Raw genomic sequence first — 24352 nt, 5'->3', positions numbered from 1 at the left:
GTAAGCGTCCGCTGAACCCCACTTTTCTTATTTGCTCAATATCCCGATAGTGTCCATTATTTATTAAATGGACATTATGTTTATGGCCTTAGACACTTTTATAGACACTGAACAAACGACAGAAAGAACCCGCAGAATCTTCGCAGCTGAGTTTAAACAGTACCTGGTCGAGCTTTGCCAGCAGCCAGATACGTCAGTAGCTAAGGTTGCAATGCAACATCAGATCAATGCCAATCTGCTGCATAAATGGATTCGCCAGTCCAGATCAATGCCCCCTGCATTAAAAAGCCCATCCAGTCCACAGACCGACTTTCTTCCCATCATTCTTCACCCGACTCCAGTCAGACAAGAAGCACCTCCGCCACCTGTGCCAGAGAAGAATGCTGTCGCTCATATCAGGATTCCATTGCATAAGGAACAAGGTTCCGCACGGGATCAGATGATCGAGATCGACTGGCCGGTGGAATCGGCAAAGGAATTACTGCCTTTAATTCAGGGCTTGATCAAATGATCCGTATCGATGAAATCTGGCTTGCTACCCAGCCGATGGATATGCGTGCAGGTATGGATACTGCCATGGCTCAGGTGCTGAGAGCATTTGGCTATATCAAACCACACTGCGCCTACCTGTTCTGTAATAAACGTGGCCATCGCATGAAAGTACTGGTGCATGATGGACTGGGCATCTGGCTGTGTGCCCGGCGGTTGGAACAGGGCAAATTTCACTGGGCTCAGGTTCACCAGGGTGAAACCGTGGCGATCAGCCCGGAACAGTTACAGGCGTTAATTCAGGGTCTGCCCTGGCAGAGAATCGGCTTACAGCAGGTGGTGAATATGCTCTAAACCAAGCTCATCCATTCTGCTATTCTCCAAACGTTTTATTTACACATATTCATGATCTCAGCCATACTGCGGTCATGAATACGCTGCCTGATTTAAGCCAACTGACCCATGAACAACTGCTGGAATTTACCCGGCAGTTGGCGCTGCAGCATCAACAACTCGCAGAAGATAAACAACAATTAGATGCCAAAGTTCAACATCTTGAAGTCACGAATCAACATCTTTCCATTCTTAATCAAAAATACGAGCATGAGCTTGCGCTATTTAAACAGCATAAATTCGGCAGTAAAAACGAACATCTAAGCGCAAAACAAATCCATCTATGGGACGAAGCGGTCGAAGAAGATATTGCTGCGGTTGATCTGGAACTGGAACGGCTGAATGCAGATAAAACCAATGCAGCTGCGCAGAAAGCCCCAGTCAACAAACCTAAACGTCGACCACTGCCAGATCACCTGCCAACCCTCCGTATTGAGCATGAACCTGCATCAACCCAATGTGCTTGTGGCTGCACCTTGCGTCGTATTGGCGAAGATATCAGTGAAAAACTGAATTTCAGACCGGCACAGTTCTATAAGGAACAGCATGTGCGTGGCAAATGGGTGTGTGATCAATGTGACACACTGACCCAACAAGCAATGCCGGCCTATGTGATTGAGAAAGGAATCGCTGCACCTGAACTGCTTAGCCATGTACTGGTGTCTAAATATGCCGATCATTTACCACTGTACCGTCAACGTCAAATCTTTCTACGCGCAGGTGTTGATCTGTCCAGATCAACCTTATCTGACTGGATAGGTCGCTGTGGTGTAGAGTTAGAAGGCCTAACCGATGCATTAAGGAAGGTGATCCTACAGCAAGCGGTGATTCATGCAGATGAAACACCTGTCACCATCATGCGGATGGATGATAAAGATAAAAAACCGAAGAAAGGTTATGTCTGGGCTTATGCAACAACTCAATATAATCCAATTCAAGCCGTGATTTATGACTTTCAGGATAGCCGTTCAGGTCAGCATGCTGAAGAGTTCCTGAAAGGCTGGCAGGGTCATCTGGTCTGTGATGATTACAGTGGCTACAAAGCACGCTTTAGATCAGGTCAGGTCATTGAGGTGGGCTGCATGGCGCATGCACGTCGTAAATTCCATGAGTTGCATGTGACTGGAAAAAGTCAGATTGCAGAACAGGCTTTGTTCTTGATTCAGAAGCTCTATGCGATAGAGGCTGAAATAAGAAAAAATACCGACGGTACAGCAGAACAACGCTATAAGTACCGGCAACAGTATAGTCAAGCTGTTATGCAGCAACTGTATGAATGGCTGACACAACATCAACTTGCAGTACCCTTAAGCTCTGCAACTGCTAAAGCCATCAATTACAGCCTAAAACGTTGGGAAGCCTTAAGCCGTTATCTGGATGATGGCAATCTACCTATTTGCAATAATTGGGCAGAGAATCAAATGCGGCCTTGGGCTTTGGGGCGTAAGAACTGGTTATTTGCAGGTTCGCTGCGCAGTGGTCAGCGAGCGGCAAATATCATGACTTTAATCCAGTCAGCAAAACTGAATGGGCTGGATCCGTATGCCTATTTAAGTGATGTGCTGAAAAGGTTGCCGACACATAAAGTGACTCAAATAGAAGAATTACTGCCACACCGCTGGAAACCTGAACCCCGTTAAAACATAGCAATGGGGTTCAGCGGATGTTTACTGCAAATTAAAGATATCTATGCAAATGGTTTTATTGTATCTCCAACAATTTGTTATAGTTTGCATAAGTTTTGGGGCGAATAAAAATGAACTTTAATTTTGAAATAGATACAACATGGTGTTTAGAACAATTACAACGCGATGGACGTATTTCTGAACGCGATAAATTATTAGTTCAAACCACACACCGTCAAAGAGAACAGTTGAAATGGCACCCATTACAGTGGATAAGCCATTTTAATTTAAGTGATCAGACACAACCTGAAAAGCGTTTGACCTTATCTACCCTGTGTCAATGGTTGTCGCTCAAAACCAATATTCCTCTCTATGTGATTGACCCACTAAAAGCAGATGTTGCAGCTTTAACCGCTGTCATGTCACAAGAATTTGCGGTTAAAAATAAGATTCTGGCTGTTGAGGTCACAGCGGATAAGGTATTGATTGGAACTGACCAACCTTATATTGGGGATTGGCTAAACAATCTGCAACAAAGTTTAAGCCCCAAAAAAATTGAAAAAGTCTTAATCAGCCCTGAGCAACTACAACGTTATCTGATTGAATATTATCAAGTCAGTCGTGCTGTAAATTCATCGCAAAATTCATCTGCTTATGAACGTGAAAATAAAGGTGTGGAAGCGTTATTACAATTGGGGGATACACAAAACCCAGACGCCAATGATCAGCACATTGTTAAGCTGGTCGATTGGGTACTCCAATTTGCTTTTGAGCAAGGCGCGAGTGATATTCACCTTGAACCGCGTAAAGAAAAAGGCAAAGTGCGTTTTCGTATCGACGGCGTATTACATACGATTTACAACATGCCTGCAAATACACTGACTGCGGTCATTTCACGCATTAAAATTTTAGGTCGCATGAATGTCGCAGAAAAACGCCGTCCTCAAGATGGTCGCTTAAAAACACGTACGCCTAAAGGTCAAGAAACAGAGCTTCGTTTATCGACGTTGCCGACAGCTTTTGGCGAAAAGTTAGTGATGCGTATTTTTGATCCTGAAGTGTTAGTTCGAAGCTTTAAACAGTTAGGTTTTGGCGATAAATTACTGAATCAATGGAATGAAGTAACCAAACACAGTCATGGCATTATTTTGGTGACTGGCCCTACAGGTTCGGGTAAAACCACTACCTTGTATTCGTCTTTAAAACAGCTCGCGACTGAGCAAGTCAATGTTTGTACTATTGAAGACCCAATTGAAATGATTGAACCCAGTTTTAATCAGATGCAAGTGAATACTGGTATCGACTTAGGTTTTGCAGATGGTGTTCGATCACTGATGCGCCAAGACCCAGACATTATCATGGTCGGGGAGATTCGTGATGCAGATACAGCGAATATGGCGATCCAAGCTGCATTAACTGGGCATTTGGTTTTATCGACCTTACATACCAATGATGCACCTTCTAGTTTGACACGGTTGTATGATTTGGGTGTACAGCCATTTTTAACCTCAGCAACCATTTTAGGGGTATTGGCACAGCGTCTAGTACGTCAGCTTTGTCCACTTTGTAAAGAGATGGGTAATATTGATGCTCAACAATGGGAACATTTGACCTTTGATTATGTGATGGAAATGCCAAGTCAGATCTATCAAGCTAAGGGTTGTGAAGCCTGTCGACATACAGGCTATAAAGGACGTGTTGGTCTTTACGAGTTTATGCCGATTACTTTAGACACCAAGCAAAAAATTAGTGCTAACGCGACTTTGGATCAACTCCGCCAACAAGCGAAGAAAGAAGGCGTTGAACCTTTGCGAATCGCTGGCGCACGTAAGGTTTTGGCAGGGCAAACCACATTAGAAGAAGTATTAAGGGTTGTTCCGCTGAATTAATTGGAATTATTTTTTAACTATTTTTAAATTATGTTTGAATCTGAGGATTTCTTAAGATTCACCTCATCTTGCTTTGTTTTAATAGCTTCATCAAATAGACAAACAACACAAGAGGTAAATCACATGAACTTATTTTCTAAAACGTTGATGGCTACAGCTTTAATTGGTGCAACGACTTTTGCAATGGCGAATACCACAGTGAACCAAGGGGCGATTGCACCAACCACGACACAGTCGGTTAAACATGCGTTGACGTTGAAAGATGATAACAAAGTGAAATTAAAAGGGTATATCGTGAAGTCAGTGGGTGATGAAAAATATCAATTCCGCGATAACACAGGCACGATCACTGTCGATATTGATGATGAATTGTGGCAAGGTAAACCAATCTCTGCAAAAACACCTGTGACTATTGTTGGTGAAATCGATGTCGATTACAAACCGACTAAGCGTGTCGAGGTTGATGTAGATCAAGTCGTATTTTAAGCGCTAAGTGACTGTTTAAACTGATGGTTTAAATTTGCAGATTAAAATGAATGCTAATTCTACGACATGATGAACGATGACTTTCAATGAGACTCGTTCATCAATCAAAGCCACATATCCTGATATGTGGTTTTTTCATATTTAGGTGCTTCAAAGTCCTACTCAAGCTCTTTAATACTCAGGCTTGTGAATTTGAGATAAGTCCTAAATCTTTGTCACATGAATAAAGTAGACCTGAGATACATGCTATGTTAAAGACTTAAACTTATCTAAAAACATAACGATATTGGATCATGAAACATGCGCATTTTACTGGCTGAAGATGATATTTCTCAAGCTGAAAGTATCAAGTCATGGCTAGAGATGGATGGTTACAGTGTGGACTGGGTAGAGCGAGGTGATCACGCCATTCTCGCATTAGAGCAACATCAATATGATTGTTTACTACTTGATCGTGGCTTACCTAAAGCATCGGGCGATGAAATTTTAAAAGCGCTTCGTGCCAAACAATCAGATGCACCCGTGATTTTTATTACCGCACGCGACAGTATTAGCGATCGAGTGGATGGCTTAGATTTAGGGGCGAATGACTATTTGGTCAAGCCCTTTAGCTTGGAAGAGTTATCTGCTCGCGTCCGCAGTCAGCTACGCCAGAAACAATCTGTGATTTCACATCAGATTCATTATGCGAACTTAGTTTTAGATACTCAAGCAAAGACCTTGTTGATGGATGGTCAAGCGGTAAACCTCACAGCAAAAGAGTTTCAAATATTATATAAACTTATGCAAAAACCAGAGTATGTGCTGACTCGTGAACAACTTGAAGAATCACTGTATGCATGGGGCGATGAAATTGAAAGTAATGCGATTGAGGTGTTTATCTATCAATTACGTAAAAAAATTGGTGCTAAGCGGATCAAAACATTACGTGGGCTAGGTTATAAAATGAATCAAGAATAAGTCCTTTTGTAATCTAAATTGGATTCAATGATGGTTTAGAGCTTGGATCTATAAACCTTTCAAATTCCAAGTTTGTTAGTTTTTAAGTTTGTCTTTTTTTTCGTAGGTCATGATGATGATGCCGAAGGGTACTAAAATGCCGAAAAGATCTGCAGTTTCTCTACAACATAAACTGGTCAAAACGTCGGTTTTGAGTTCTGTGCTTGCAGGGCTGATTGCATTGACTTTGCTCTTTGCGCTTACGATTTACCAAACAATGACCATTCAAGATGAAATCATGGATGAGATTTCAGATATGTTGTTGGTTTCTGATTTGAGCAGTCGTTCAGGATCTGAAGTAGATGAACTCAGTGAGCAATTTGAAATACAGTATCAACTGTTTTATCAGCAAGAGTTATTAACCCAATCCAATGAGTTCGACCCTCAATGGAATCAAAGCTATCCCATCTTTTTTCAGCATGACCATTTGGGATTAGCTTGGATTGATGGCGCTTTGGTACGTGTTTATAGCATGACTAATGATGATCAAACCTTGAAAATGTATCAACCGATTAAGGTTCGGTTTCATGCTGTACTGGAAAGTGTTTTAAGTTTTGCGATCATTCTGTTGATCTTGTGGTTGTTACAATGGTTAATCTTATATTTTTCGGTTAAAAAACAATTCAAATCGATTCATCGATTATCTCGCGATATCTCAGAAAAAACAGCGCAGGATTTAACACCTATTGTTCAAGATCAACCGGAATTTAAAGAGCTTCAACCGATGGTCAAGCAACTGAATCAGATGCTGATGCGCTTAGATCAATCATTACTAGCAGAGCAACGTTTCACTTCAGATGCCTCGCATGAACTGCGCTCTCCGCTCTCCGCCATTCAAATGCGTTTACAACTACTCAAGCGTAAATATCAGAATGAAGGAATATCAGATGACTTAGATCAAATTCAAGTGGATGTAAGTCGTGGAACGAATGTGCTCGAAAATTTATTACTTTTGGCTCGTTTGGATCCAAGTCAACAAGATTCACTACCGCGTACTCATGTTGATCTGAAGCAAATCATCATTGATGTGCTGAAAGCCTTAGAACCTTTTTCCAATGCAAAAAATATCCGTGTGGATTTGAATGTTACATCAACGATTATTCGAGCCAATCCAGAGCTGATTTTCAGTTGTGTACGCAATATTATCGACAATGCCATTCGTTATAGTACTGAAAATGGCTTGATCCATATTGGTGTAGAACAACATCAAGAAACTGCCAAAGTTATCGTGCGAAATAGTGGTGAACCCGTTTCAGAAGAAACCATCACGCGTATGGGGGAGCGCTTCTACCGTGAGCTAGGGACGAAAACTCAAGGTTCAGGTTTAGGGCTATCGATATGCAAAAAAATTATTGAACTGCATCAGGGCAGTATAGAGTTTAATCATCCGTCTCAAGGTGGACTAGAAGTGATTGTTCATCTACCAAAAGGTTTTGAATGAATTGAAATAGTTTCGCCGTAAAATTCTAACTCTATTGTTTGATAATTTTAAGATTTGAATATGGATTGAATGCTTGAAGATCAATGGAATATGTATTCCAACAGGGAATTGATATTAAGAATAAAAAGTGAGGTTCAATGACTAAAAAGCAGTATGCGCTGATTCATACTGCTTATGTCCACGATTATTATTATGGTGCTTATTCTAATTTTTATTTGGTTAGAATGAGTCGGTTATTGCGGGTCAAACGCAGTCGGTACTCTTCGCCTGCATGCATAATTCGAATTTCACGTCCAAGTGAAAAAAGGTTGTTGGAATGAAGCATTGGCAATGCTTGGTGAGATTCAGTATTACGGGTAAATAAGCTAAATGGTGCGTTCATTCCGTCGACTCCGTGGTATATTGGGGAACGGTTTAAATGATAATCATTATCGAATAGGCCTGTCAATGATAATTATTATTATTTATAAAAAAACTAAAATTGCTTACAATTCGGTAAACGTTCGAAGTGTCTGATGATGAATAAACCGATTGTAAATGTGGCTATAGGCATGCTTCTGCACCAATCCAAAGTTTTGATTGGATGGCGACAGGCTCAACAACATCAAGGAAATAAACATGAATTCCCAGGGGGGAAGGTTGAGTCAGGTGAAACGCCTGAACAAGCCTGTACTCGAGAAGTGTTTGAAGAAGTTGGAATTGGCATTCAACAATGGCATCGTTTTGATGTAATCAAACACGAATACGAAGAGATTCATGTGCATTTGCATTTATTTCATGCAACTGTTGAAGCTGAACAACTTCAACAGATTCAAAAACCATGGACGTGGTATGAGCGTTCGCAGTTGAGGCAGTTGAATTTCCCGAAAGCCAACGATGCGATTATTGAGAGATTGGATTGGTTGCATTTGATTAAGGTGAGTAACCAACTTTTAGATGTAGATGAGCTGGCATCTGATTCACTGATGTATCTTCGACAAAGTGGTGAAGCTTCAGCAGATCTTATTTTAGAAATCGAGAATCTCTCAGCTGAGCAATTAAATCATTTAATTTTGAATATTGATCTATGGAAACAATTATCACCAATTATTCAAAAAAAAATCTCAGCGGTGCACTACAAACAAGATCAATTGATGAACTTGAGTCATTCAGATCGCATTATCGGCATAAGAACAATCGCGGCTTGTCATGATGTGGTCAGTCTAGAGCGAGCAGAACAGCTTGGATTTGATGCGGTTATTTTGAGCCCTGTACTTCAGACAGCAACTCATCCTGATACAAAGCCTTTAGGGTGGGAGCAATTTCAGACATTCGTGAAGAATGTCAATATTCCTGTGTTTGCTTTAGGAGGATTGAGTCCCTGTGATCTTAAAATTTCCCAAGCGCATGGCGCATATGGTGTAGTAGGAATCAGTCAATTCTAATCATACCAATGGTAATTGAGTTGAATCAATTAAAGTAAAATACGTTCAATAAGCTTCAATTAAAAAAGTTAAATTCAGCTCCACTTAAAGCAAAACAAACTTAATAAGATTGAAGTTTGTTTTGCGCTTCTTGGATCAGTTGAGGCTTCTTTTGTAGCTGACCTGATTTTAAAATCACCATCCAAAGTTGTCGTTTCATTGCATCTGTTTGCGCATAACTCAAACCACGACGTGCAAGCGACTCTGCATTTTTAGCCTGATTTTTATGATTGGCAATCATGGCTAAGTACATGAAAGCTTCAGGACTTTGTGGGGCTAGTCGTTGCGCATTTAAAGCATTTTTTTCAGCTTCATCCCATTTGGCTTGCTTAAATGCATGATGCGTATTTTTAATCAATTGCTGATAGGCGGGTAGATTACGACCATCATCAAAGCGCTGTTGCGACTGTTGTGTAGGAATAACAATTTTTTCACGTTGAATCTCTGGGCGGTCATACGGCGTGATTTTAATGCCATCAGGTGTCGTGACACCTTTTTGCTGTTCTTGAGTTTTTTCAGATGATTTTGCAGGTGATTGAGTATGTGGCGGTGCCATTTGACAAGCAGCCAAGAGTATTGCGGTTAATGTAATGACACTGAATTGACGTAACATAATGGAGCACTCTTTAGTATCAAGCTAAAAAAATCATGAGGAAAATAAAAACGCCTCAACCATAATATAAATGAGGGTTGAGGCGTAAAATTTTCACTAAATTTTACATTTAAGCGAAGTCTATATAGACCTAGCCTAATGCAAAATTATTGTTGAAAGCTTCCGCTGGAAATCACACGTCCATTCGACTCAGAGAGTTCTTGTTCCATGTTGCTTTCACTTTCGCGGATATAGTTTTCGATACTATCTTCTGTTACAGCCTCAGAACTTGTAGCACCGTCTGGAGTATATGTCGGTTCGACTTGATAATGAGGCAAACCACATGCAGTTGCACGTTTCGGCACAGTATGTTGTAACATTGGAATATACAATGCACCTTCACATCCTTGCGCAGAGAGTTCACCTGTAGAGGTATCAACCCAATGCCATTGCACATCATGGGTCTGTCGTAAGTTGACGGGTTTTTGACGTAATTGTTTCATTACATTGGTCCAAACAGGAAGTGCACCTGACGAACCTGTTAAACCTGTCACTTTATTATCATCTAAACCAAGCCACACCACAGCCATATGATTGCCTGAATATCCTGCAAACCATGAGTCACGTGTATCATTGGTTGTACCCGATTTACCTGCAAGATTTAAACTTGTTGGTAAGCTGTTATATGCCGATTTACCTGTACCAGATGACATCACCCGTTGTAAGCCATAATTCAATAAATAGGCAGCCGATGGATCGATGGTCTGTTGAACATTTAAGTTATAACGATCCAATACACGACCTGTTGAATCTACGACTGTACGAATCGATTTGGTTGGATAACTAAAACCACCTGTTGCGAAGTTGCCATAAATGCTCATTACTTCCATCGGTGACATATTTACAGCACCAAGGAAGATAGACGGATAACTTGGAACTTGGGATTTCACGCCCAATTTGATCAGCTGATTACTAAAGGTCGATAAACCAAATTCCTGACCCAATCGAACAGCAGACAGGTTGTACGAATTTGCTAAAGCTTGCAACATCGGCACGTAACCATTGCCACTACCGCTATAGTTTTTGGGTGTCCAAGATTTATTGCCTTCAATAGGGATGCTAATCGGATTATCTTCAACACGACTTGCCCAAGTGTATCGACCAGACTCTAATGCACTCAAATAAATCACAGGTTTCAGTAAAGAACCGACTTGGCGTTTTGCATCCAATGTACGGTTAAAGCCAGTAAATGATCCTGTTGAGCCTACTGCGGCAATCAGCTCACCATTTTCAGGACGAGAAACCAATACTGCACCTTGTAAATTTTTAAGGCGTGCTGGGTTGGCTTTGCTTAAACGAGCCACTGATTCTGCAAACGTCGTTTGAACTTTGGTCTGTGCAATTGGATCTAGAGTCGTAAAAATCTTCAAACCTTGATTGGTTAAATCACCTTCTTGATATTCCGTTTTTAATTGACGGCGGACAATGTCCATAAAGTCAGGGAAGCGAGCCGGGCCTACGTTTGGCTTATCGATCACATTCAAAGCTTTTGCTGATTCGACTTCATATTTTTCTTGGGTTAAATAACCCATGACCACCATGTTTTTTAATACGATATTGCGACGTTTAATTGCTGCTTCAGGATTTTTCCACGGATTATAGAGTGTTGGACCTTGGACTAAACCGACCAAAAATGCTTGTTGAGCAATACTCAACTCACGAAGAGGCAGTCCAAAATAGAATTGCGATGCCAAACCATAACCATTGATTGAATAACTACCGTTTTGCCCTAAATTCACTTCATTTAAATAAGCCTCAAGAATCTCATCTTTGCTGTAATGAAAATCAAGAAGAACCGCCATCATCGCTTCATTGACTTTACGTTTCAACGTACGTTCAGGGGTCAAATAGAAGTTTTTAACCAACTGTTGGGTGAGGGTAGAACCTCCTTGACGACGACCTCCAGTCACATTACTGACTAAAGCACGTGCAGTCCCACGAATCGAGATGCCATGGTGATGATAGAAATTGCGATCTTCAGTGGCGATCAAAGCTTCAATTAAAGGTTTCGGTACTTTATTGAGTTTAATCAGCACTCGGTCTTCATTATGCTGAGGATAAATTCCGCCAATCAGCATCGGCTCTAAACGTGCAATCCCTGTGGTTGAGGGCTTAGTCGCTTTAATTTCAGCAACTTGATTTTCAGTAAATGAGACTTGTAAAATTTGTTCTGGATCAACACTATCGCCGTAGTCAAAACCACGTGTATGTACATAAACGGTATTATTTTGAACCAGATATTGACCAGACTTGGTGTAGTTATCTGAATTTTTATATCCTAGTAAGCCAAGCTCTTTTTGAAAATCTGCCTGCTCAACCGGTGCATTTGCATAAATTTCTAACGGTCGCGCATACACTTTTGCTGGAATATCCCAACGATTACCCTCAAATTTATCGCGAATGATATTATCGAGACGAATCAGATAAATACTAAAAACAATAAATGCCGCAATGATGAGCAAAGAGAAAATTAAAGCAATAAAGCCAATTCCACGTTCATATTTCATAAATTAAAGAAATAACCCGAATATTTTCACCAATCATGCGAATGTTTTCATTTTTTTGCAATAATGAATCTGTGAATTTAATGAAATAAGTTGTTTAATTAATCATCGGCTTAAAGCATGTTTTCATTATAAAGGATGACTTTGTCAGTCTTTTATGCGCATAAGCTACATTTGAAACTCAGTTGAAATATGTAAGTCGCACAATGATAGTGTTATTATAGTTTTAATCATTTCGGAGCTTTTGCATACGTGCATCTTTTAGCCAAGACATTTCGTAATATTGGACTCATTGGTCGCCCAGATAAGTCATCTGTGGTGGATACTTTATGTTTGATTCATGATCATTTAGTTAGTTTAGGCTTACATCCAGTCTTCGATTCTGAAACGGCTAAACTTGTTCCCTATGAAAATTCTCAGACGGTGAGTCGGGCTTTATTAGGTGAAGTGGTTGATTTGGTCATCGTGGTGGGTGGTGATGGATCGCTACTCCATGCTGCTCGTGCATTGGTCAAGTTTAATACGCCAGTACTCGGTGTAAACCGTGGTCGCTTGGGTTTTTTAACCGATATCAAACCGACTGAAGTGCTGTTTAAATTGGATCAAGTGCTTAAAGGTGAGTTTCAGTTAGATCGACGCTTTCTTTTGGAAATGGAAGTGCGTAAAAACAACGAGATCATCTACGATGCAATTGCCTTAAACGATGTGGTGTTACACTCAGGTAAATCGGTTCACATGATTGATTTTGACCTGCATATTGATGGTCAGTTTGTCTATCGTCAGCACAGTGATGGTTTAATTGTATCGACCCCGACTGGCTCTACAGCTTATGCATTATCTGGTGGTGGACCAATTTTACATCCAAGTATGGATGCCATTGCCCTTGTTCCAATGCATCCACATACTTTGTCTTCACGACCGATTGTTGTCGGTGGGCAAAGCGAAATAAAGATCCAAATTCGTGAAAACCGTGTTTTACCGATGGTCAGTGCCGATGGTCAGCATAGTGTTTCATTGAATGTTGGAGATAGCTTACATATTCGTAAGCATCCGTTTAAACTGGCGTTATTACATCCGCCGGGGTATGACTTTTATATGGCATGTCGTACCAAATTAGGATGGAATCAAGATTTTGAATCATTTCAGCAACAGGATTGACCATGAATATTGAACAAATGCTCGCTGTATTGGACGCAGATATTGTTGCGCGTTTAAGAACAGCTGTCGAAATTGGAAAATGGCCCAATGGTGTTGTTTTAACGAAAGAGCAACGTCAGACTTCTATGCAAGCGGTGATTGCATGGGAAGCACAGAATTTACCTGAAAATGAGCGTTCTGGTTATATCGACAAAGGGCATAAAGAAGAAGGGGATGAGTGCGATTCACATGTACCAGAACCTGAATTTCAACCGATCAAGTTTGTTTAATTTTTCACACCAAACATCGATTGAACTAATAAAGACACCCAAAGGTGTCTTTTTTATTTCAGGCATTGATCAAATTTGGGCTTATTATTGAGTTGATGACTTCTTAACATTAACAGAGAGCTTATTTGTTTCGATTTAGCCACAGTTGATTTGCTTTCAGCATGGCATCTTCATACGTGATTGCCTCACCCATCGTATATAAAGCAATGCCTATGGTTTCAGTTACTGCGAGCTCTCCATATTCATGATTTTGTTGACCTAACCAGATTTGTTTGAATGTTTCTAAATCGAGTTCCTCTTCGATTGGACTGCGATCAGGGGTTAATTTAGGCAGTTCATGTTCATAAAGTTCACCTTCTTTAATTCCGCAAATTAAAGTTTTGGCATCAGGGTTGCGCTCAAACTCTCCACCTTCACCTTTAATCACCGCACTATTTTTATAGCCCAATTGAAAGGCAGCTTGTTGATGCGAACTACGATAAGCAGGATGGAAAATCGACTGTAAAGTGGCTTTTGCATTAAATGGGTTAATTAAGCGAGCGAGTGTATGAATAGGTGAGCGTAGACCCATGACATTTCGAAGTGAGATTAAATCACTCAAAATCGGTGCAAATGCTTCTAAAGGAATATAAGCAAAATGACGCTGTTGGACTTGGGCTTCAACTTCATCATCGGTACGGCAAATTGGATAATCTAAATATTCTAAAACTTGCTCGGTATAGACCCGATTCAAAGTGTGACCCGCAGCACCATGCATCACGATTCGACAACCATTTTGAGCCAAAGTGAGAGCGGCCAGTAAATACCACGGATAGTGCTTACGCTTTCCTGCATAAGATGACCAATCTAGATCCACTTCAATGGTTTTAAGGTTGAGTTGATCTTTGGTAGCTCGCACAAAACCAGTTAATTCATCTACAGATTCCTCTTTGACTCGTAACAACATCAGAAATGCACCAAGTTGGACATCCAGGACTTCATCTTTCAAAATCATACTAAAGGCTTGATAGGCTTCGTCATAAGTAAGTGAACGAGCACCATTTTTACCTTTACCCACAATACGGACAAATTGGGCAAAAGGATGTTCAAAGTCCTTATAGAGATTTCTTTTGCTATTCATAAAGCTGGAATGTTCAATCAAAGATAGACCAAGACATTAGCATGAATAGGGCTGTGAATTAAATATCTCGACTGAATTAAACGTATCGTCAATGACTCTTTATAAATCGCTTTGGTATAACGTATTTTATGACTATTTTGTCGGAAGAAATTGTACCTTTGCGTTCATGACTTTTATGGAAAAAATGATTAGGATTCGGTTGGACAGAATCAAAAACACATGTAATCACCCAGAAACTTAACAAGCAAAAAATGTAATAACTAAGATAAGGAATCCAACAATGCTGGCATACGATGCAGATCTAGAACTCTTTCGCGACAATTTTAAACGCTTTATGTCTGAACATATTGCGCCTCACTATGAGCAATGGGAGCGTGAAGGATTGATGCCTCGTTCAGTCTGGACATTGTTGGGTGAAAATGGATTTTTATGTGTCGATGTCCCAGAAGAATATGGTGGATATGGAGTGCCAACTGAATATTCTTTAATGTTGGTTGAAGAGTCTGCACGTGCAGGCTATAGCGCATTATCTACAGGGATCTCTTGCCATTCTGAGATTGCTGCGCCTTACATTTTAAATATTGCCAATGAAGAACAAAAACAATATTGGTTGCCGAAAATGGTCGCAGGCGAAGTCGTAGGTGCAATTGGGATGACCGAGCCAGGCGCAGGATCAGACTTACAAGCCATGCGTACCAGTGCAATTTTAAATGGTGATCATTATGTACTGAATGGCTCTAAAACCTTTATTTCAAATGGTCAGCATGCTGATTTGGTGGTATTGGCAGTAAAGACTGATCCACAAGCCCGTGCCAAAGGTGTTTCATTGATGTTGGTTGATACGCATTTAGACGGTTTCAAAAAAGGCACCAATCTTGAAAAGATCGGTTTACATTCACAAGATACTTCAGAGTTGTTTTTTGACAATGTGAAAGTGCCAGCCAATCAATTATTGGGTCAAGCAGGTCAAGGTTTTGCTTATCTCATGCAAGAACTGCCACGTGAACGTACCGCAATTGCAGCAACAGCTTTAGGGGCGATTCGTGGTTCGATTGATGTGACTGTTCAATATGTGCAAGAACGTCAGGCATTTGGTCAAAAGATTGGTCAATTCCAAAACTCACGCTTTGTATTGGCGCAGGCGAAGATTGATGAGCTTGCGACGGCAGCTTTTTATAATCAAAATTTAGCGCTTTATAAAGCAGGCAAGCTCGATGTTGAAACGGCGGCTGCGTTGAAGAGTTTTAGCACGGATATGCAAATGAAAATTGCCGATAATCTATTACAGCTCTTTGGTGGTTATGGCTATATGAGCGAATACCCAATTTCACGTTTCTTTGTCGATGCACGTATTCAAAGGATCTATGGTGGTACCAATGAAATTATGAAAGAAATCGTCGCGCGTGGCATGTTAGGGCGTTAAGCCCGGATTGAAATATCGGATCTGATTCGATATTTTTGATTTGGATAAAAGTTTCATATTTTTATAAGAAAGGGGGCGAAAGTGTGTTTTAAACAGGCTTTTGCTCCCAACCATCTATTTCTAGAACTCAATATTTTCAATGAATAAATGAGCGCTATATTATCCATAATCATCATTAGACGCTGATGTATATCATTTGAAGTCGAAGTGTTTTATAAAACCTCTCAATCCCTTTTAAACGCTCTGCTTCTCCATTCTTAATCCAATGAAATCAGAAGATTTACTAATTCGTTGAATGAACGATATTGATTTAAAAATGTGCCGTGATTTGGTTATAAATGCTATTCAAAAAATTGATGAATAAATCAACTGTATATTTTTAAAACTGAATGCTAGAAAGTCTTGTTGCTTAACATTTGAAAGCTAACTATTGTTATACTGTTCACATACGTTTTTTGCAGGGCGACATAACAATGGTCAACGATGATCAAAATGCAGTAGATTCTTTAGATTTAGCTCAGATTCGTGATGGAATTGATTCAGTAGATCAACAAATTCAAGAACTTATTAATCGACGTGCGAAACTTGCTGAGGCGGTTGCTAAAGCGAAATTTGCTTCTGAAGAAAACCCACTGTTTTATCGTCCTGAACGTGAAGCACAAGTTTTACGTAATGTTATGGCACGAAATCAAGGTCCATTGTCAGATACGACCATGGCTCGTTTATTCCGTGAAATTATGTCTGCGTGTTTGGCACTTGAAGCTCCGCAAAGTATTGCATTTTTAGGGCCGGTTGGGACTTATACGCATTCAGCAGTATTGAAGCATTTTGGTCAAGATGCGGTGATTCATCCGCTACCAACCATTGATGAAGTCTTCCGTGAAGTTGAAGCGGGTGGTGCGCATTATGGTTTAGTGCCTGTTGAGAACTCTTCTGAAGGTGTGGTAAACCATACCTTAGATTGTTTCAAAGCCTCTCATTTGAATGTGATTGGTGAAGTGGAATTACGTATTCATCACCAATTTTTAATTTCTGAAAATACGCGTAAAGACAGTATTAAACAGATTTATGCCCATCAGCAAACTTTAGCGCAATGTCGCAAATGGCTAGATGCGCATTATCCAGGTGTTGAGCGTGTCGCTTTGAGTTCTAATGCTGAAGCAGCTCGCCGTATTCGCAACGAATGGCATTCAGCAGCCATTGCATCTGAAACGGCTGCACAGTTATATAACCTAGAAACGCTACACACCAACATTGAAGATAATCCTGAAAATACCACACGTTTCTTGGTGATTGGGCGTGAAAAAGTACCGCAGTCTGGTAATGATAAAACATCATTATTGGTGTCGGCACATGACCGTGCAGGGGCACTTTTAGAAATTCTTGCGCCATTTGCAAAACATAATATTAGCTTAACCAGCATTGAGACACGTCCTGCACTTCCTGAAAAATGGGCGTATGTGTTCTTTATTGACCTTGAAGGTCATATCGAACAAGAGCATGTAAAAGCTGCGATCGAAGAAATTCGTCCATTGGTTAAAGAAGTTCGCGTATTGGGTTCTTACCCAATTGCAGTGCTATAAGGTACGATGCGTTCACATGTCTCAACCGTTATTTAAAAAAGTTGCATTTATTGGTTTGGGTTTGATCGGTTCAAGCCTAGCTCGAGTGATTCAAGCAGGACAGCTTGCTGAAACAGTCGTGGCTTCTACGCGATCGCAAAAAACCTTGGATGATGCATTGGCTTTGGGTCTGATCAGTGCAGGTTTTAATAATCCGATTGATGCAGTTCAAGATGCTGATTTGATTGTGTTAGCACTTCCTGTACGTGCAACACAAAAGATTCTTGAAACCATTAAACCGTATTTATCTGCCCATGCGATTATTACCGATGTGGGTAGTACCAAAGCTAATGTGGTTGAAGCAGCAAGAGCTGTCTTTGGTGATCAGATTCCTGTTGGTTTTGTACCCGGTCATCCGATTGCAGGTGCAGAACATACTGGTGTGCATGCCGGTAAAGTGGACTTGTTTGTCAATCATAAAGTGATCTTGACGCCGATTCCAAGTAGTGCGGATTGGGCTGTGCAAAAACTCATTCAACTTTGGCAAGCTGCTAAAGCTGAAGTGATTTGTATGGATGTTGAGAAACACGATGAGGTTCTTGCACATACCAGCCATTTACCGCATCTGATGGCATTTAATTTAGTAGGTCAGTTGGCCAATCGTCAGGATAACTTGGATATCTTTCGCTATGCAGCGGGAGGGTTTCGAGATTTTTCCCGTATTGCTGCCAGTGATCCACAAATGTGGCACGATATCTTCTTTGCCAATAAGAAAGCGATTTTAGAGGCTGTCGATGGCTTTGAATCCCAACTGCAAACTTTAAAACAGCTGATTCAAGATGAAGATTCTCATGCATTGATGGGATTGCTTGGAAATGCGCAAGCTGCGCGCCAACATTTTAATCATATGCTTGCTAAGAAACCGTTAATGGAGAAAAACAAAGTGACACAACAATTTACCATTCAGCCCGGTGTTAAATCTTTCCAAGGTAAGTTTACCGTGCCAGGTGACAAATCTGTGTCACATCGTTCAATCATGTTTGGTGCGATTGCAGAAGGCACAACGCATGTCACAGGTTTCTTGGAAGGTGAAGATGCATTGGCAACCCTTCAAGCTTTTCGTGCCATGGGCGTCAATATTGAAGGGCCTAAAAATGGCGAAGTGACCATTCATGGTGTCGGTATGAATGGATTGAAAGCACCCGTGGGTGAACTCTATATGGGTAACTCTGGGACTTCAATGCGTCTGCTTTCAGGCATGCTGTCTGCACAAAAGTTCGATTCAGTAATGACAGGTGATGCTTCACTCACTAAACGTCCAATGGAGCGTATTGCAAAACCTTTACGTGAAATGGGTGCGCAAATTCAAACCACGGGTGAGCGTGGTACACCACCTGTTTCCATTACAGGTAATCAAGCTTTAAAAGGTATTCATTACGACTTACCGATGGCTTCTGCACAAGTGAAATCAGGGATTTTGCTTGCAGGTCTATGGGCTGAGGGTGAAACTGTCGTAACTGAGCCAGAGCCAACACGTGATCACTCTGAGCGTATGCTCCGTGCGTTTGGTTATGACGTAAAAACTGAAGGCAATCGTATCTCACTTCAAGGTGGCGGTAAGCTTGTTGGCACTGAAATTCAAGTGCCTTCAGATATTTCATCTGCTGCATTCTTTATGGTCGGTGCTGCAATTACTGAAGGTTCAGATGTGACACTTGAAGCGGTTGGGATCAATCCAACGCGTACAGGTGTGATTGAAATCTTGAAGCAAATGGGCGCTGACATTACGGTTCAAAATGAGCGTATTGCAGGTGGCGAGCCGATTGCAGATATTCGCATTCAAGGGACACGTACATTAAAAGGCATTCATATGCCTGAAGATCAAGTACCACTTGCGATTGATGAGTTTCCATCATTATTTATCGCAGCGGCATGTGCTGAAGGTCAAACGATCTTAACGGGTGCAGCCGAACTTCGTGTGAAAGAGTCTGATCGTATTCAAGTGATGGCTGATGGTTTGAAAACCATGGGCATCGACTGCACGCCAACTGAAGATGGCATCATTATCGAGGGTAAAGGTCAATCTGGTGAGTGGGGTGCAATCTTCACAGGTGGTGAGATTGAATCTCATCATGATCACCGTATTGCAATGAGCTTCTCGATGGCGGGTTTACGTAGTTCGGGTGAAATCAAAATTGTGGGAACAGAGACGGTAGCGACGAGTTTCCCGACGTTTACTGAATTGACGCAACAAGCTGGACTTTCTATTCAGGTTTCAGAACTTGCATAAGGTTTAAACCTGTTACGGGGCTAAGACATTAGTCGAAGTAGGCTGTCTTAAATCGCCAAATACTGCAAATTTCTTTCAAACCGCCAAGCTTAATGCTTGGCGGTTTTGCATTTATTGCTTATGCTAAAACCATACAATAAAAATGCCTTTGGGTGAAGTAATGAGAAAACTACAATTTATTGCAGATTGTGCAAAGCATGGCGATTCACAAGGTGATTCATGCCAATTAACTCAAGGCTATGTAAAAAATTTATTGACCAAGGAATTGGTGAGTTATGGTTTTGATGTTTCTTCTCAACAAGATCAACAACAATTGGCAGTTCAAGTCGAAGATCATCCAGTTGGACTTGGCGTCAATTGTGATGTTAAAAATGAAAATGGATTGTTGGTCTGTGAAATCAGTGCACATGCTGATGAAGCGCAAGACTGGTTCACTAATATAGAGACACAAAGCGTGATCAAGCAATTAGCCCAAGCGGTTGAAAACACGTTGAAAGAAGATCAAAGTTTTAGGGATTTTCATTGGAAGTGATTCAAATTTAAAACACAAGTTTGGAAATAACGATAGGTCAATGACCCATTCTTCATCCGTGTATTAGAGTACAAAATGTATTTACCTGAACAATTCGAAGAAAAAAGGGCAGAAGTGCTCATCGATTTAATTCAAAAGCATGTACTGGGCTGTTTGATTGTACATGCTCATGGTGAGCTAGAAGCCAATCATTTACCTTTTGAATATGATGCAGATCAGCATCTTCTGTTGGCACACATTGCGAAGAAAAATCCTTTATATCAACGCTTAGAGCAATCACAGCAAGCTCTGGTGGTATTTACCATAAATGATGCTTATGTCTCACCCAATTGGTATGAGGGGAAGTTTAAACATCATCGAACAGTGCCGACATGGAATTATGCGGTGATTCACATCAAAGGTCAGGTCAGTCTGATTGAAGATGAGAAAGCGCTTCGAGGCATTCTGGCTAAGCTCACCAGACGTCATGAAGCTCAACAAGATAAGCCTTGGAAGATGGGCGATGCACCTCAGGATTATATCCAAGATCAGTTGCAACAAATCGTTGGAGTTCAAATTGAGATCAAAGATCTCATCGGTAAATTCAAACTCAGTCAGAATCGAAGTGAACAAGACGTTCGAAATGTTGCATCAGCTTATCAGCAAAATGGTCAGTCACAGCTCAGTGAACTGATGCTAAACGCTTTGGATGAATCAACCCATTCCTCATAAAACATCTTGTTATTTAAACTCGAGCAACAATGAAATAGACCACCGCTTGGTGGTCTATTTTTGATATCAATTTACGCTGTTAAAAAGCGGGTAATCGCGATACGTAACTGTTTTAAATAACCGGTGAAGAAATGATTTGCCCCGGGTAAAACCGTCAAAATATGACGTTGTGGTTTTGCCCATTCGATCAAGTCAGAAAGTAAGGTAACTTCATCTGCTTCACCATGAATAAACAGGATATCCCCTTTAATCGCAGGTGTTACATAGTGGCGAATCCCTGCAACAGTTGCAGTCGGTAAGCCACAGAGAATCACTTGCTCGGGTTGAATTTCATCTGGTAATGAATGATATGCTTTCGCCATGACATGTGCACCAAAACTAAAACCACCGACATAGAATGGCAAAGTAATGTGTTTTTGACGCACTTGTTTAATGACTTCTAAAATATCATCGGTTTCGCCGAAGCCCTCATCGTGTACGCCATCACTTTGGCCAGAACCACGGAAACTTGGACGATATACCACATAACCGCGCTCTAAGAACATTTGAGCAAGCAGCGTGGGTACTTTGTGTTGTGGGGTGCCACCTTGGAGTGGGTGAGGGTGACAAACGACAGCAAATCCTTTCACATCGCCCTGAGGATAGTCAACAAAAACCTCAATTTTGCCAACAGGCCCTTGAATGAACATTTGTTCAGACATAAATTTACCGATTAAATAGCAGGGGGAATCGGATATTTTACAGTCAATAGTGGCAAAAAACACAAATGGAAATAAAATAAGTCTACTGTTATAGTTTGTTTAATTGTTTTTTGATCAGGTTTCTATGCTCGCCTTAATTTCCCCTGCTAAGACGTTAGATTATGAATCTACACTTCCAACTGATACACATACTTTACCAAGACTCTTAGAGCATTCACAACAGCTTATAGACCTAAGTCGTAAGCTTTCAGCGACTGAGATTGCAACATTAATGAGCGTGAGTGAAAAGATTGCAACATTGAATGTGGCTCGCTTTAACGATTGGAATCAAGACTTTAACTTTTCAAATGCACGACAAGCCCTGTTTGCATTTAAAGGGGATGTGTATACAGGCTTAGATGCTTATGCTTTGGCAGATCAAGAGATTGAGTATGCACAGCAACACTTGCGTATGCTATCGGGCTTATATGGCTTATTGCGCCCATTAGATCTCATGATGCCCTACCGTTTAGAAATGGGAACGAAATTGGCCAATCCTCGTGGTCATAACTTGTACGAGTTTTGGGGCAATATCATCACGGATTTAATTAATGAAGACCTTGCAGAAGTAAAATCCGAGTTGTTGGTCAATATTGCATCGGATGAGTATTATAAGTCGGTGAAAGAAAGCAAGATTAAAGCTGAGATTATCAAACCAGTATTCCTCGATCAGAAGAATGGTCAATATAAAGTGATCAGTTTTTATGCGAAAAAAGCACGTGGTTTCATGGCTCGATATATTATTGAGAATAAAATTGAACGTGCTGAAGATTTAAAGTCATTTAACACGGATGGCTATTATTTCGATGCAGACAGTTCTCTGAAGGGAGAGCTGGTCTTTAAGCGCGACGAACAAGCGGCTTAATCATCGACCTAATGATCTAAGCGTTATTATAAATTTAATGGAATAGAAGAGGCGTAAGCAATGCATATTGATTTGGAAAATTTTAAATCACATTGGTTGCGCTTTTCATTACTCCTTTCTCTTGATCCAAGATTAAGTCAATCTCTGTTAAATACGCTCATAAAAGCGTACACAGAGCCGCAACGCGCTTATCATAACGTTCAGCATATTGTTGAATGTTTAGCGCATTTTCAAAATGTTGAATCTACATTAAACGACCCTATCGCAGTCGAAACCGCAATTTGGTTTCATGATATTGTTTACAATCCGAAAGCTTTAGATAACGAATTACAAAGTGCTGAGTTGATGAAGCACGTCTGCGATAAATTTTTATCTGAGCAACACATAGAAAAAGTGTACCAATGGATTATTGCGACACAAAAGCATCGACCTTCGGATGATCATGACCTGAATACTTTATTGGATATTGATTTAGCAATATTGGGAAGTAGTGCAAAACGATTTGCAGAGTATGAACAACAAATTCAATTTGAATATGCTTGGGTAGATTTTGATATTTACCAAGTGAAAAGAAAACAAGTTCTTAAGCAGTTTGAGCAAATGAATCCCATTTTTCAAACACGTTATTTTTATCAGTGCTTTGAAAAACAAGCCAAACTCAATTTGAATGATGCGATTGGCGAGTTAAGTTAGCAACAACCCCATTGATTTGTACTCTACTTCAAAACGGCTTTGTTGCACAAAGGTTTGAAAGGCAGAGCTACCCTAATTGAGTTAAATTTAAGAGACAACTTGGGTATGAGGGCGACCTAATTCTGTGAATTTATTCAAGACCGCTATGCGTGCATGAATCTCATTCACCTGACTAGGGAAACTTCTTGATGTTAATTTATCGCCTAATAATTTGATGCAATGCATCTTGGTTTCCACCAAACTTCGACAATGATAACCAGACCACTTTTTCCAAAGCGATCTTCCTAGCCGTTTGACTGTTTTCAATAACTCATTGCGTTCTATAGACCTCGCTTGTTGATCTTTCCAAGGTTTTGCATTCTTTCTCGGTGGAATGACCGCATATGCATCTCGATCTAAAATGAGTTGTCGGCAGTGCTTTGTGTCATAAGCACCATCTGTATAAACAGAATCAATTTGTTCATCCAAGGGAATTTGAGCAAGTAAATCTTCAAATACTTGAGAATCACTGACATCATTTGTGGTGAGTTGTACTGCACGTATTTGCAGGGTTTTAGCATCTATAGCAATGTGAAGCTTACGCCATTGGCGACGATATTCAGACCCATGTTTCTTGCATTTCCATTCACCTTCACCAAGAAACTTCAAGCCAGTAGAATCTACAAGTAGATGCAGCCCATTACTACTTTTTTGATAGCTAATCGCAATATCAATATGCTTCTGTCTACGACAAAGGGTGGAATAATCCGGAGCTGTCCAATCTAATCCACAAAGCTTAATCAGGCTTTGAACAAAACCTGTAACCATGCGTAAAGAGAGTCGAAATAGAGATTTGATCATTAAGCAGCATTGAATCGCTGTATCGGAATAGGTTTGATTTCGACCTTGCTTGCCTTGTGATTGTGCATACCACTGAGTCTTTGGATCAAACCAAATGGAAATATTGCCTCGATTAATTAAGGCTCGATTATAGGATGACCAATTGGTTGTATGGTAGATTTTAGCTGCAGGTTTATTCATTTTGAAATTATATTGCTGAATAAGCCTT

The 24352-nt window shown here is 40.6% G+C and carries 23 protein-coding genes; 17 read left to right on the top strand and 6 right to left on the bottom strand.

The features are described from left to right. Positions 1 to 82 precede the first annotated feature (82 nt). The 7 genes from AC5YCE_RS14145 to AC5YCE_RS14115 all read left to right on the top strand — a co-directional run bounded on the left by AC5YCE_RS14145 (position 83) and on the right by AC5YCE_RS14115 (position 7322). On the top strand, positions 83 to 511 hold the full coding sequence (locus tag AC5YCE_RS14145; protein WP_496125720.1) for a transposase: 429 nt from the start codon (positions 83 to 85) through the stop codon (positions 509 to 511). Further along, positions 508 to 843, top strand: coding sequence for an IS66 family insertion sequence element accessory protein TnpB (gene tnpB, locus AC5YCE_RS14140; RefSeq protein WP_496125721.1), 336 nt, complete (start codon positions 508 to 510; stop codon positions 841 to 843). Before AC5YCE_RS14145 ends, tnpB begins: the two co-directional genes overlap by 4 nt. A gap of 74 nt (positions 844 to 917) precedes the next feature. Continuing rightward, positions 918 to 2522 carry an IS66 family transposase gene (gene tnpC / locus AC5YCE_RS14135; RefSeq protein ID WP_496171426.1) on the top strand — a complete coding sequence of 535 codons (1605 nt, stop codon included), beginning with the start codon at positions 918 to 920 and terminating at the stop codon, positions 2520 to 2522. A 116-nt stretch (positions 2523 to 2638) separates the two neighbouring features. Continuing rightward, positions 2639 to 4396, top strand: a complete 1758-nt coding sequence (tfpB, locus tag AC5YCE_RS14130; RefSeq protein ID WP_496172468.1) for a type IV pilus assembly ATPase TfpB — start codon at positions 2639 to 2641, stop codon at positions 4394 to 4396. A gap of 123 nt (positions 4397 to 4519) precedes the next feature. Then, positions 4520 to 4882, top strand: coding sequence for a NirD/YgiW/YdeI family stress tolerance protein (locus tag AC5YCE_RS14125; RefSeq protein WP_496172467.1), 363 nt, complete (start codon positions 4520 to 4522; stop codon positions 4880 to 4882). Positions 4883 to 5182: 300 nt separating this feature from the next. Further along, positions 5183 to 5842 (top strand): response regulator transcription factor, encoded by a 660-nt coding sequence (locus AC5YCE_RS14120; protein ID WP_496172466.1) that lies wholly within the window; start codon positions 5183 to 5185, stop codon positions 5840 to 5842. A gap of 136 nt (positions 5843 to 5978) precedes the next feature. After that, positions 5979 to 7322 carry a sensor histidine kinase gene (locus AC5YCE_RS14115; protein ID WP_496172465.1) on the top strand — a complete coding sequence of 448 codons (1344 nt, stop codon included), beginning with the start codon at positions 5979 to 5981 and terminating at the stop codon, positions 7320 to 7322. A 211-nt stretch (positions 7323 to 7533) separates the two neighbouring features. On the opposite strand, the gene hemP is transcribed toward AC5YCE_RS14115, so the two are convergent. Next, on the bottom strand, positions 7534 to 7704 hold the full coding sequence (gene hemP / locus AC5YCE_RS14110) for a hemin uptake protein HemP (RefSeq protein WP_496126818.1): 171 nt from the start codon (positions 7702 to 7704) through the stop codon (positions 7534 to 7536). A 136-nt stretch (positions 7705 to 7840) separates the two neighbouring features. Between hemP and AC5YCE_RS14105 the strand changes: the two genes are divergently transcribed. After that, positions 7841 to 8746 (top strand): NUDIX domain-containing protein, encoded by a 906-nt coding sequence (locus tag AC5YCE_RS14105; protein WP_496172464.1) that lies wholly within the window; start codon positions 7841 to 7843, stop codon positions 8744 to 8746. A 100-nt stretch (positions 8747 to 8846) separates the two neighbouring features. Here the strand turns inward: AC5YCE_RS14105 and AC5YCE_RS14100 are convergent, their stop codons facing one another. After that, positions 8847 to 9398: a tetratricopeptide repeat protein gene (locus AC5YCE_RS14100; protein WP_496172463.1), complete on the bottom strand. Its 552-nt coding sequence runs from the start codon at positions 9396 to 9398 to the stop codon at positions 8847 to 8849. 146 nt (positions 9399 to 9544) lie between these two features. Further along, positions 9545 to 11944, bottom strand: coding sequence for a penicillin-binding protein 1B (gene mrcB, locus AC5YCE_RS14095; protein WP_496172462.1), 2400 nt, complete (start codon positions 11942 to 11944; stop codon positions 9545 to 9547). A gap of 249 nt (positions 11945 to 12193) precedes the next feature. Between mrcB and AC5YCE_RS14090 the strand changes: the two genes are divergently transcribed. After that, positions 12194 to 13099, top strand: coding sequence for an NAD(+) kinase (locus AC5YCE_RS14090; protein ID WP_496126822.1), 906 nt, complete (start codon positions 12194 to 12196; stop codon positions 13097 to 13099). A gap of 2 nt (positions 13100 to 13101) precedes the next feature. After that, positions 13102 to 13368 (top strand): YeaC family protein, encoded by a 267-nt coding sequence (locus AC5YCE_RS14085; protein WP_496126823.1) that lies wholly within the window; start codon positions 13102 to 13104, stop codon positions 13366 to 13368. 121 nt (positions 13369 to 13489) lie between these two features. Here AC5YCE_RS14085 and AC5YCE_RS14080 read toward each other — a convergent pair whose 3' ends face one another. Beyond that, on the bottom strand, positions 13490 to 14488 hold the full coding sequence (locus tag AC5YCE_RS14080; RefSeq protein WP_496172461.1) for a glycosyl transferase family protein: 999 nt from the start codon (positions 14486 to 14488) through the stop codon (positions 13490 to 13492). A 280-nt stretch (positions 14489 to 14768) separates the two neighbouring features. On the opposite strand from AC5YCE_RS14080, the gene AC5YCE_RS14075 reads away from it, so the two are divergent. The 5 genes from AC5YCE_RS14075 to AC5YCE_RS14055 all read left to right on the top strand — a co-directional run bounded on the left by AC5YCE_RS14075 (position 14769) and on the right by AC5YCE_RS14055 (position 21006). Next, the gene (locus tag AC5YCE_RS14075) at positions 14769 to 15911 is read left to right on the top strand and encodes an acyl-CoA dehydrogenase family protein (RefSeq protein ID WP_496172460.1); all 1143 of its coding nucleotides are present in this window, start codon (positions 14769 to 14771) and stop codon (positions 15909 to 15911) included. A gap of 473 nt (positions 15912 to 16384) precedes the next feature. Further along, on the top strand, positions 16385 to 17494 hold the full coding sequence (gene pheA, locus AC5YCE_RS14070; protein ID WP_496126827.1) for a prephenate dehydratase: 1110 nt from the start codon (positions 16385 to 16387) through the stop codon (positions 17492 to 17494). A 16-nt stretch (positions 17495 to 17510) separates the two neighbouring features. Then, positions 17511 to 19763 carry a bifunctional prephenate dehydrogenase/3-phosphoshikimate 1-carboxyvinyltransferase gene (locus AC5YCE_RS14065; RefSeq protein WP_496172459.1) on the top strand — a complete coding sequence of 751 codons (2253 nt, stop codon included), beginning with the start codon at positions 17511 to 17513 and terminating at the stop codon, positions 19761 to 19763. 160 nt (positions 19764 to 19923) lie between these two features. Continuing rightward, complete coding sequence (locus tag AC5YCE_RS14060) at positions 19924 to 20295, top strand: hypothetical protein (protein ID WP_496172458.1); 372 nt, start codon at positions 19924 to 19926, stop codon at positions 20293 to 20295. Positions 20296 to 20370: 75 nt separating this feature from the next. Continuing rightward, complete coding sequence (locus AC5YCE_RS14055) at positions 20371 to 21006, top strand: FMN-binding negative transcriptional regulator (protein ID WP_496172457.1); 636 nt, start codon at positions 20371 to 20373, stop codon at positions 21004 to 21006. Positions 21007 to 21077: 71 nt separating this feature from the next. Here the strand turns inward: AC5YCE_RS14055 and AC5YCE_RS14050 are convergent, their stop codons facing one another. Next, positions 21078 to 21707, bottom strand: a complete 630-nt coding sequence (locus AC5YCE_RS14050; RefSeq protein ID WP_496126831.1) for an alpha/beta hydrolase — start codon at positions 21705 to 21707, stop codon at positions 21078 to 21080. 124 nt (positions 21708 to 21831) lie between these two features. Here AC5YCE_RS14050 and yaaA point away from each other — a divergent pair, with 124 nt between their 5' ends. Together yaaA and AC5YCE_RS14040 are read left to right on the top strand one after the other, a co-directional pair. Next, complete coding sequence (gene yaaA / locus AC5YCE_RS14045) at positions 21832 to 22611, top strand: peroxide stress protein YaaA (protein WP_496172456.1); 780 nt, start codon at positions 21832 to 21834, stop codon at positions 22609 to 22611. Positions 22612 to 22671: 60 nt separating this feature from the next. Further along, positions 22672 to 23304, top strand: a complete 633-nt coding sequence (locus AC5YCE_RS14040) for an HD domain-containing protein (protein ID WP_496172455.1) — start codon at positions 22672 to 22674, stop codon at positions 23302 to 23304. 87 nt (positions 23305 to 23391) lie between these two features. On the opposite strand, the gene AC5YCE_RS14035 is transcribed toward AC5YCE_RS14040, so the two are convergent. Beyond that, the gene (locus AC5YCE_RS14035; RefSeq protein WP_496171020.1) at positions 23392 to 24324 is read right to left on the bottom strand and encodes an IS5 family transposase; all 933 of its coding nucleotides are present in this window, start codon (positions 24322 to 24324) and stop codon (positions 23392 to 23394) included. Positions 24325 to 24352 lie beyond the last annotated feature (28 nt).

The organism is Acinetobacter sp. CY79 (assembly GCF_059515845.1).
Note: the sequence above shows the minus strand (reverse complement) of the source record. Positions and strands in the feature narration are given on the sequence as shown.

Excerpts from the sequence above, each read along its gene's own strand:
- AC5YCE_RS14145 (WP_496125720.1), top strand. The coding sequence starts at position 83 with ATGGCCTTAGACACTTTTATAGACACTGAACAAACGACAGAAAGAACC.
- tnpB (WP_496125721.1), top strand. The coding sequence starts at position 508 with ATGATCCGTATCGATGAAATCTGGCTTGCTACCCAGCCGATGGATATG.
- tnpC (WP_496171426.1), top strand. The coding sequence starts at position 918 with ATGAATACGCTGCCTGATTTAAGCCAACTGACCCATGAACAACTGCTG.
- tfpB (WP_496172468.1), top strand. The coding sequence starts at position 2,639 with ATGAACTTTAATTTTGAAATAGATACAACATGGTGTTTAGAACAATTA.
- AC5YCE_RS14125 (WP_496172467.1), top strand. The coding sequence starts at position 4,520 with ATGAACTTATTTTCTAAAACGTTGATGGCTACAGCTTTAATTGGTGCA.
- AC5YCE_RS14120 (WP_496172466.1), top strand. The coding sequence starts at position 5,183 with ATGCGCATTTTACTGGCTGAAGATGATATTTCTCAAGCTGAAAGTATC.
- AC5YCE_RS14115 (WP_496172465.1), top strand. The coding sequence starts at position 5,979 with ATGCCGAAAAGATCTGCAGTTTCTCTACAACATAAACTGGTCAAAACG.
- hemP (WP_496126818.1), bottom strand. The coding sequence starts at position 7,704 with ATGAACGCACCATTTAGCTTATTTACCCGTAATACTGAATCTCACCAA.
- AC5YCE_RS14105 (WP_496172464.1), top strand. The coding sequence starts at position 7,841 with ATGAATAAACCGATTGTAAATGTGGCTATAGGCATGCTTCTGCACCAA.
- AC5YCE_RS14100 (WP_496172463.1), bottom strand. The coding sequence starts at position 9,398 with ATGTTACGTCAATTCAGTGTCATTACATTAACCGCAATACTCTTGGCT.
- mrcB (WP_496172462.1), bottom strand. The coding sequence starts at position 11,944 with ATGAAATATGAACGTGGAATTGGCTTTATTGCTTTAATTTTCTCTTTG.
- AC5YCE_RS14085 (WP_496126823.1), top strand. The coding sequence starts at position 13,102 with ATGAATATTGAACAAATGCTCGCTGTATTGGACGCAGATATTGTTGCG.
- AC5YCE_RS14080 (WP_496172461.1), bottom strand. The coding sequence starts at position 14,488 with ATGAATAGCAAAAGAAATCTCTATAAGGACTTTGAACATCCTTTTGCC.
- AC5YCE_RS14075 (WP_496172460.1), top strand. The coding sequence starts at position 14,769 with ATGCTGGCATACGATGCAGATCTAGAACTCTTTCGCGACAATTTTAAA.
- pheA (WP_496126827.1), top strand. The coding sequence starts at position 16,385 with ATGGTCAACGATGATCAAAATGCAGTAGATTCTTTAGATTTAGCTCAG.
- AC5YCE_RS14065 (WP_496172459.1), top strand. The coding sequence starts at position 17,511 with ATGTCTCAACCGTTATTTAAAAAAGTTGCATTTATTGGTTTGGGTTTG.
- AC5YCE_RS14060 (WP_496172458.1), top strand. The coding sequence starts at position 19,924 with ATGAGAAAACTACAATTTATTGCAGATTGTGCAAAGCATGGCGATTCA.
- AC5YCE_RS14055 (WP_496172457.1), top strand. The coding sequence starts at position 20,371 with ATGTATTTACCTGAACAATTCGAAGAAAAAAGGGCAGAAGTGCTCATC.
- AC5YCE_RS14050 (WP_496126831.1), bottom strand. The coding sequence starts at position 21,707 with ATGTCTGAACAAATGTTCATTCAAGGGCCTGTTGGCAAAATTGAGGTT.
- yaaA (WP_496172456.1), top strand. The coding sequence starts at position 21,832 with ATGCTCGCCTTAATTTCCCCTGCTAAGACGTTAGATTATGAATCTACA.
- AC5YCE_RS14040 (WP_496172455.1), top strand. The coding sequence starts at position 22,672 with ATGCATATTGATTTGGAAAATTTTAAATCACATTGGTTGCGCTTTTCA.
- AC5YCE_RS14035 (WP_496171020.1), bottom strand. The coding sequence starts at position 24,324 with ATGAATAAACCTGCAGCTAAAATCTACCATACAACCAATTGGTCATCC.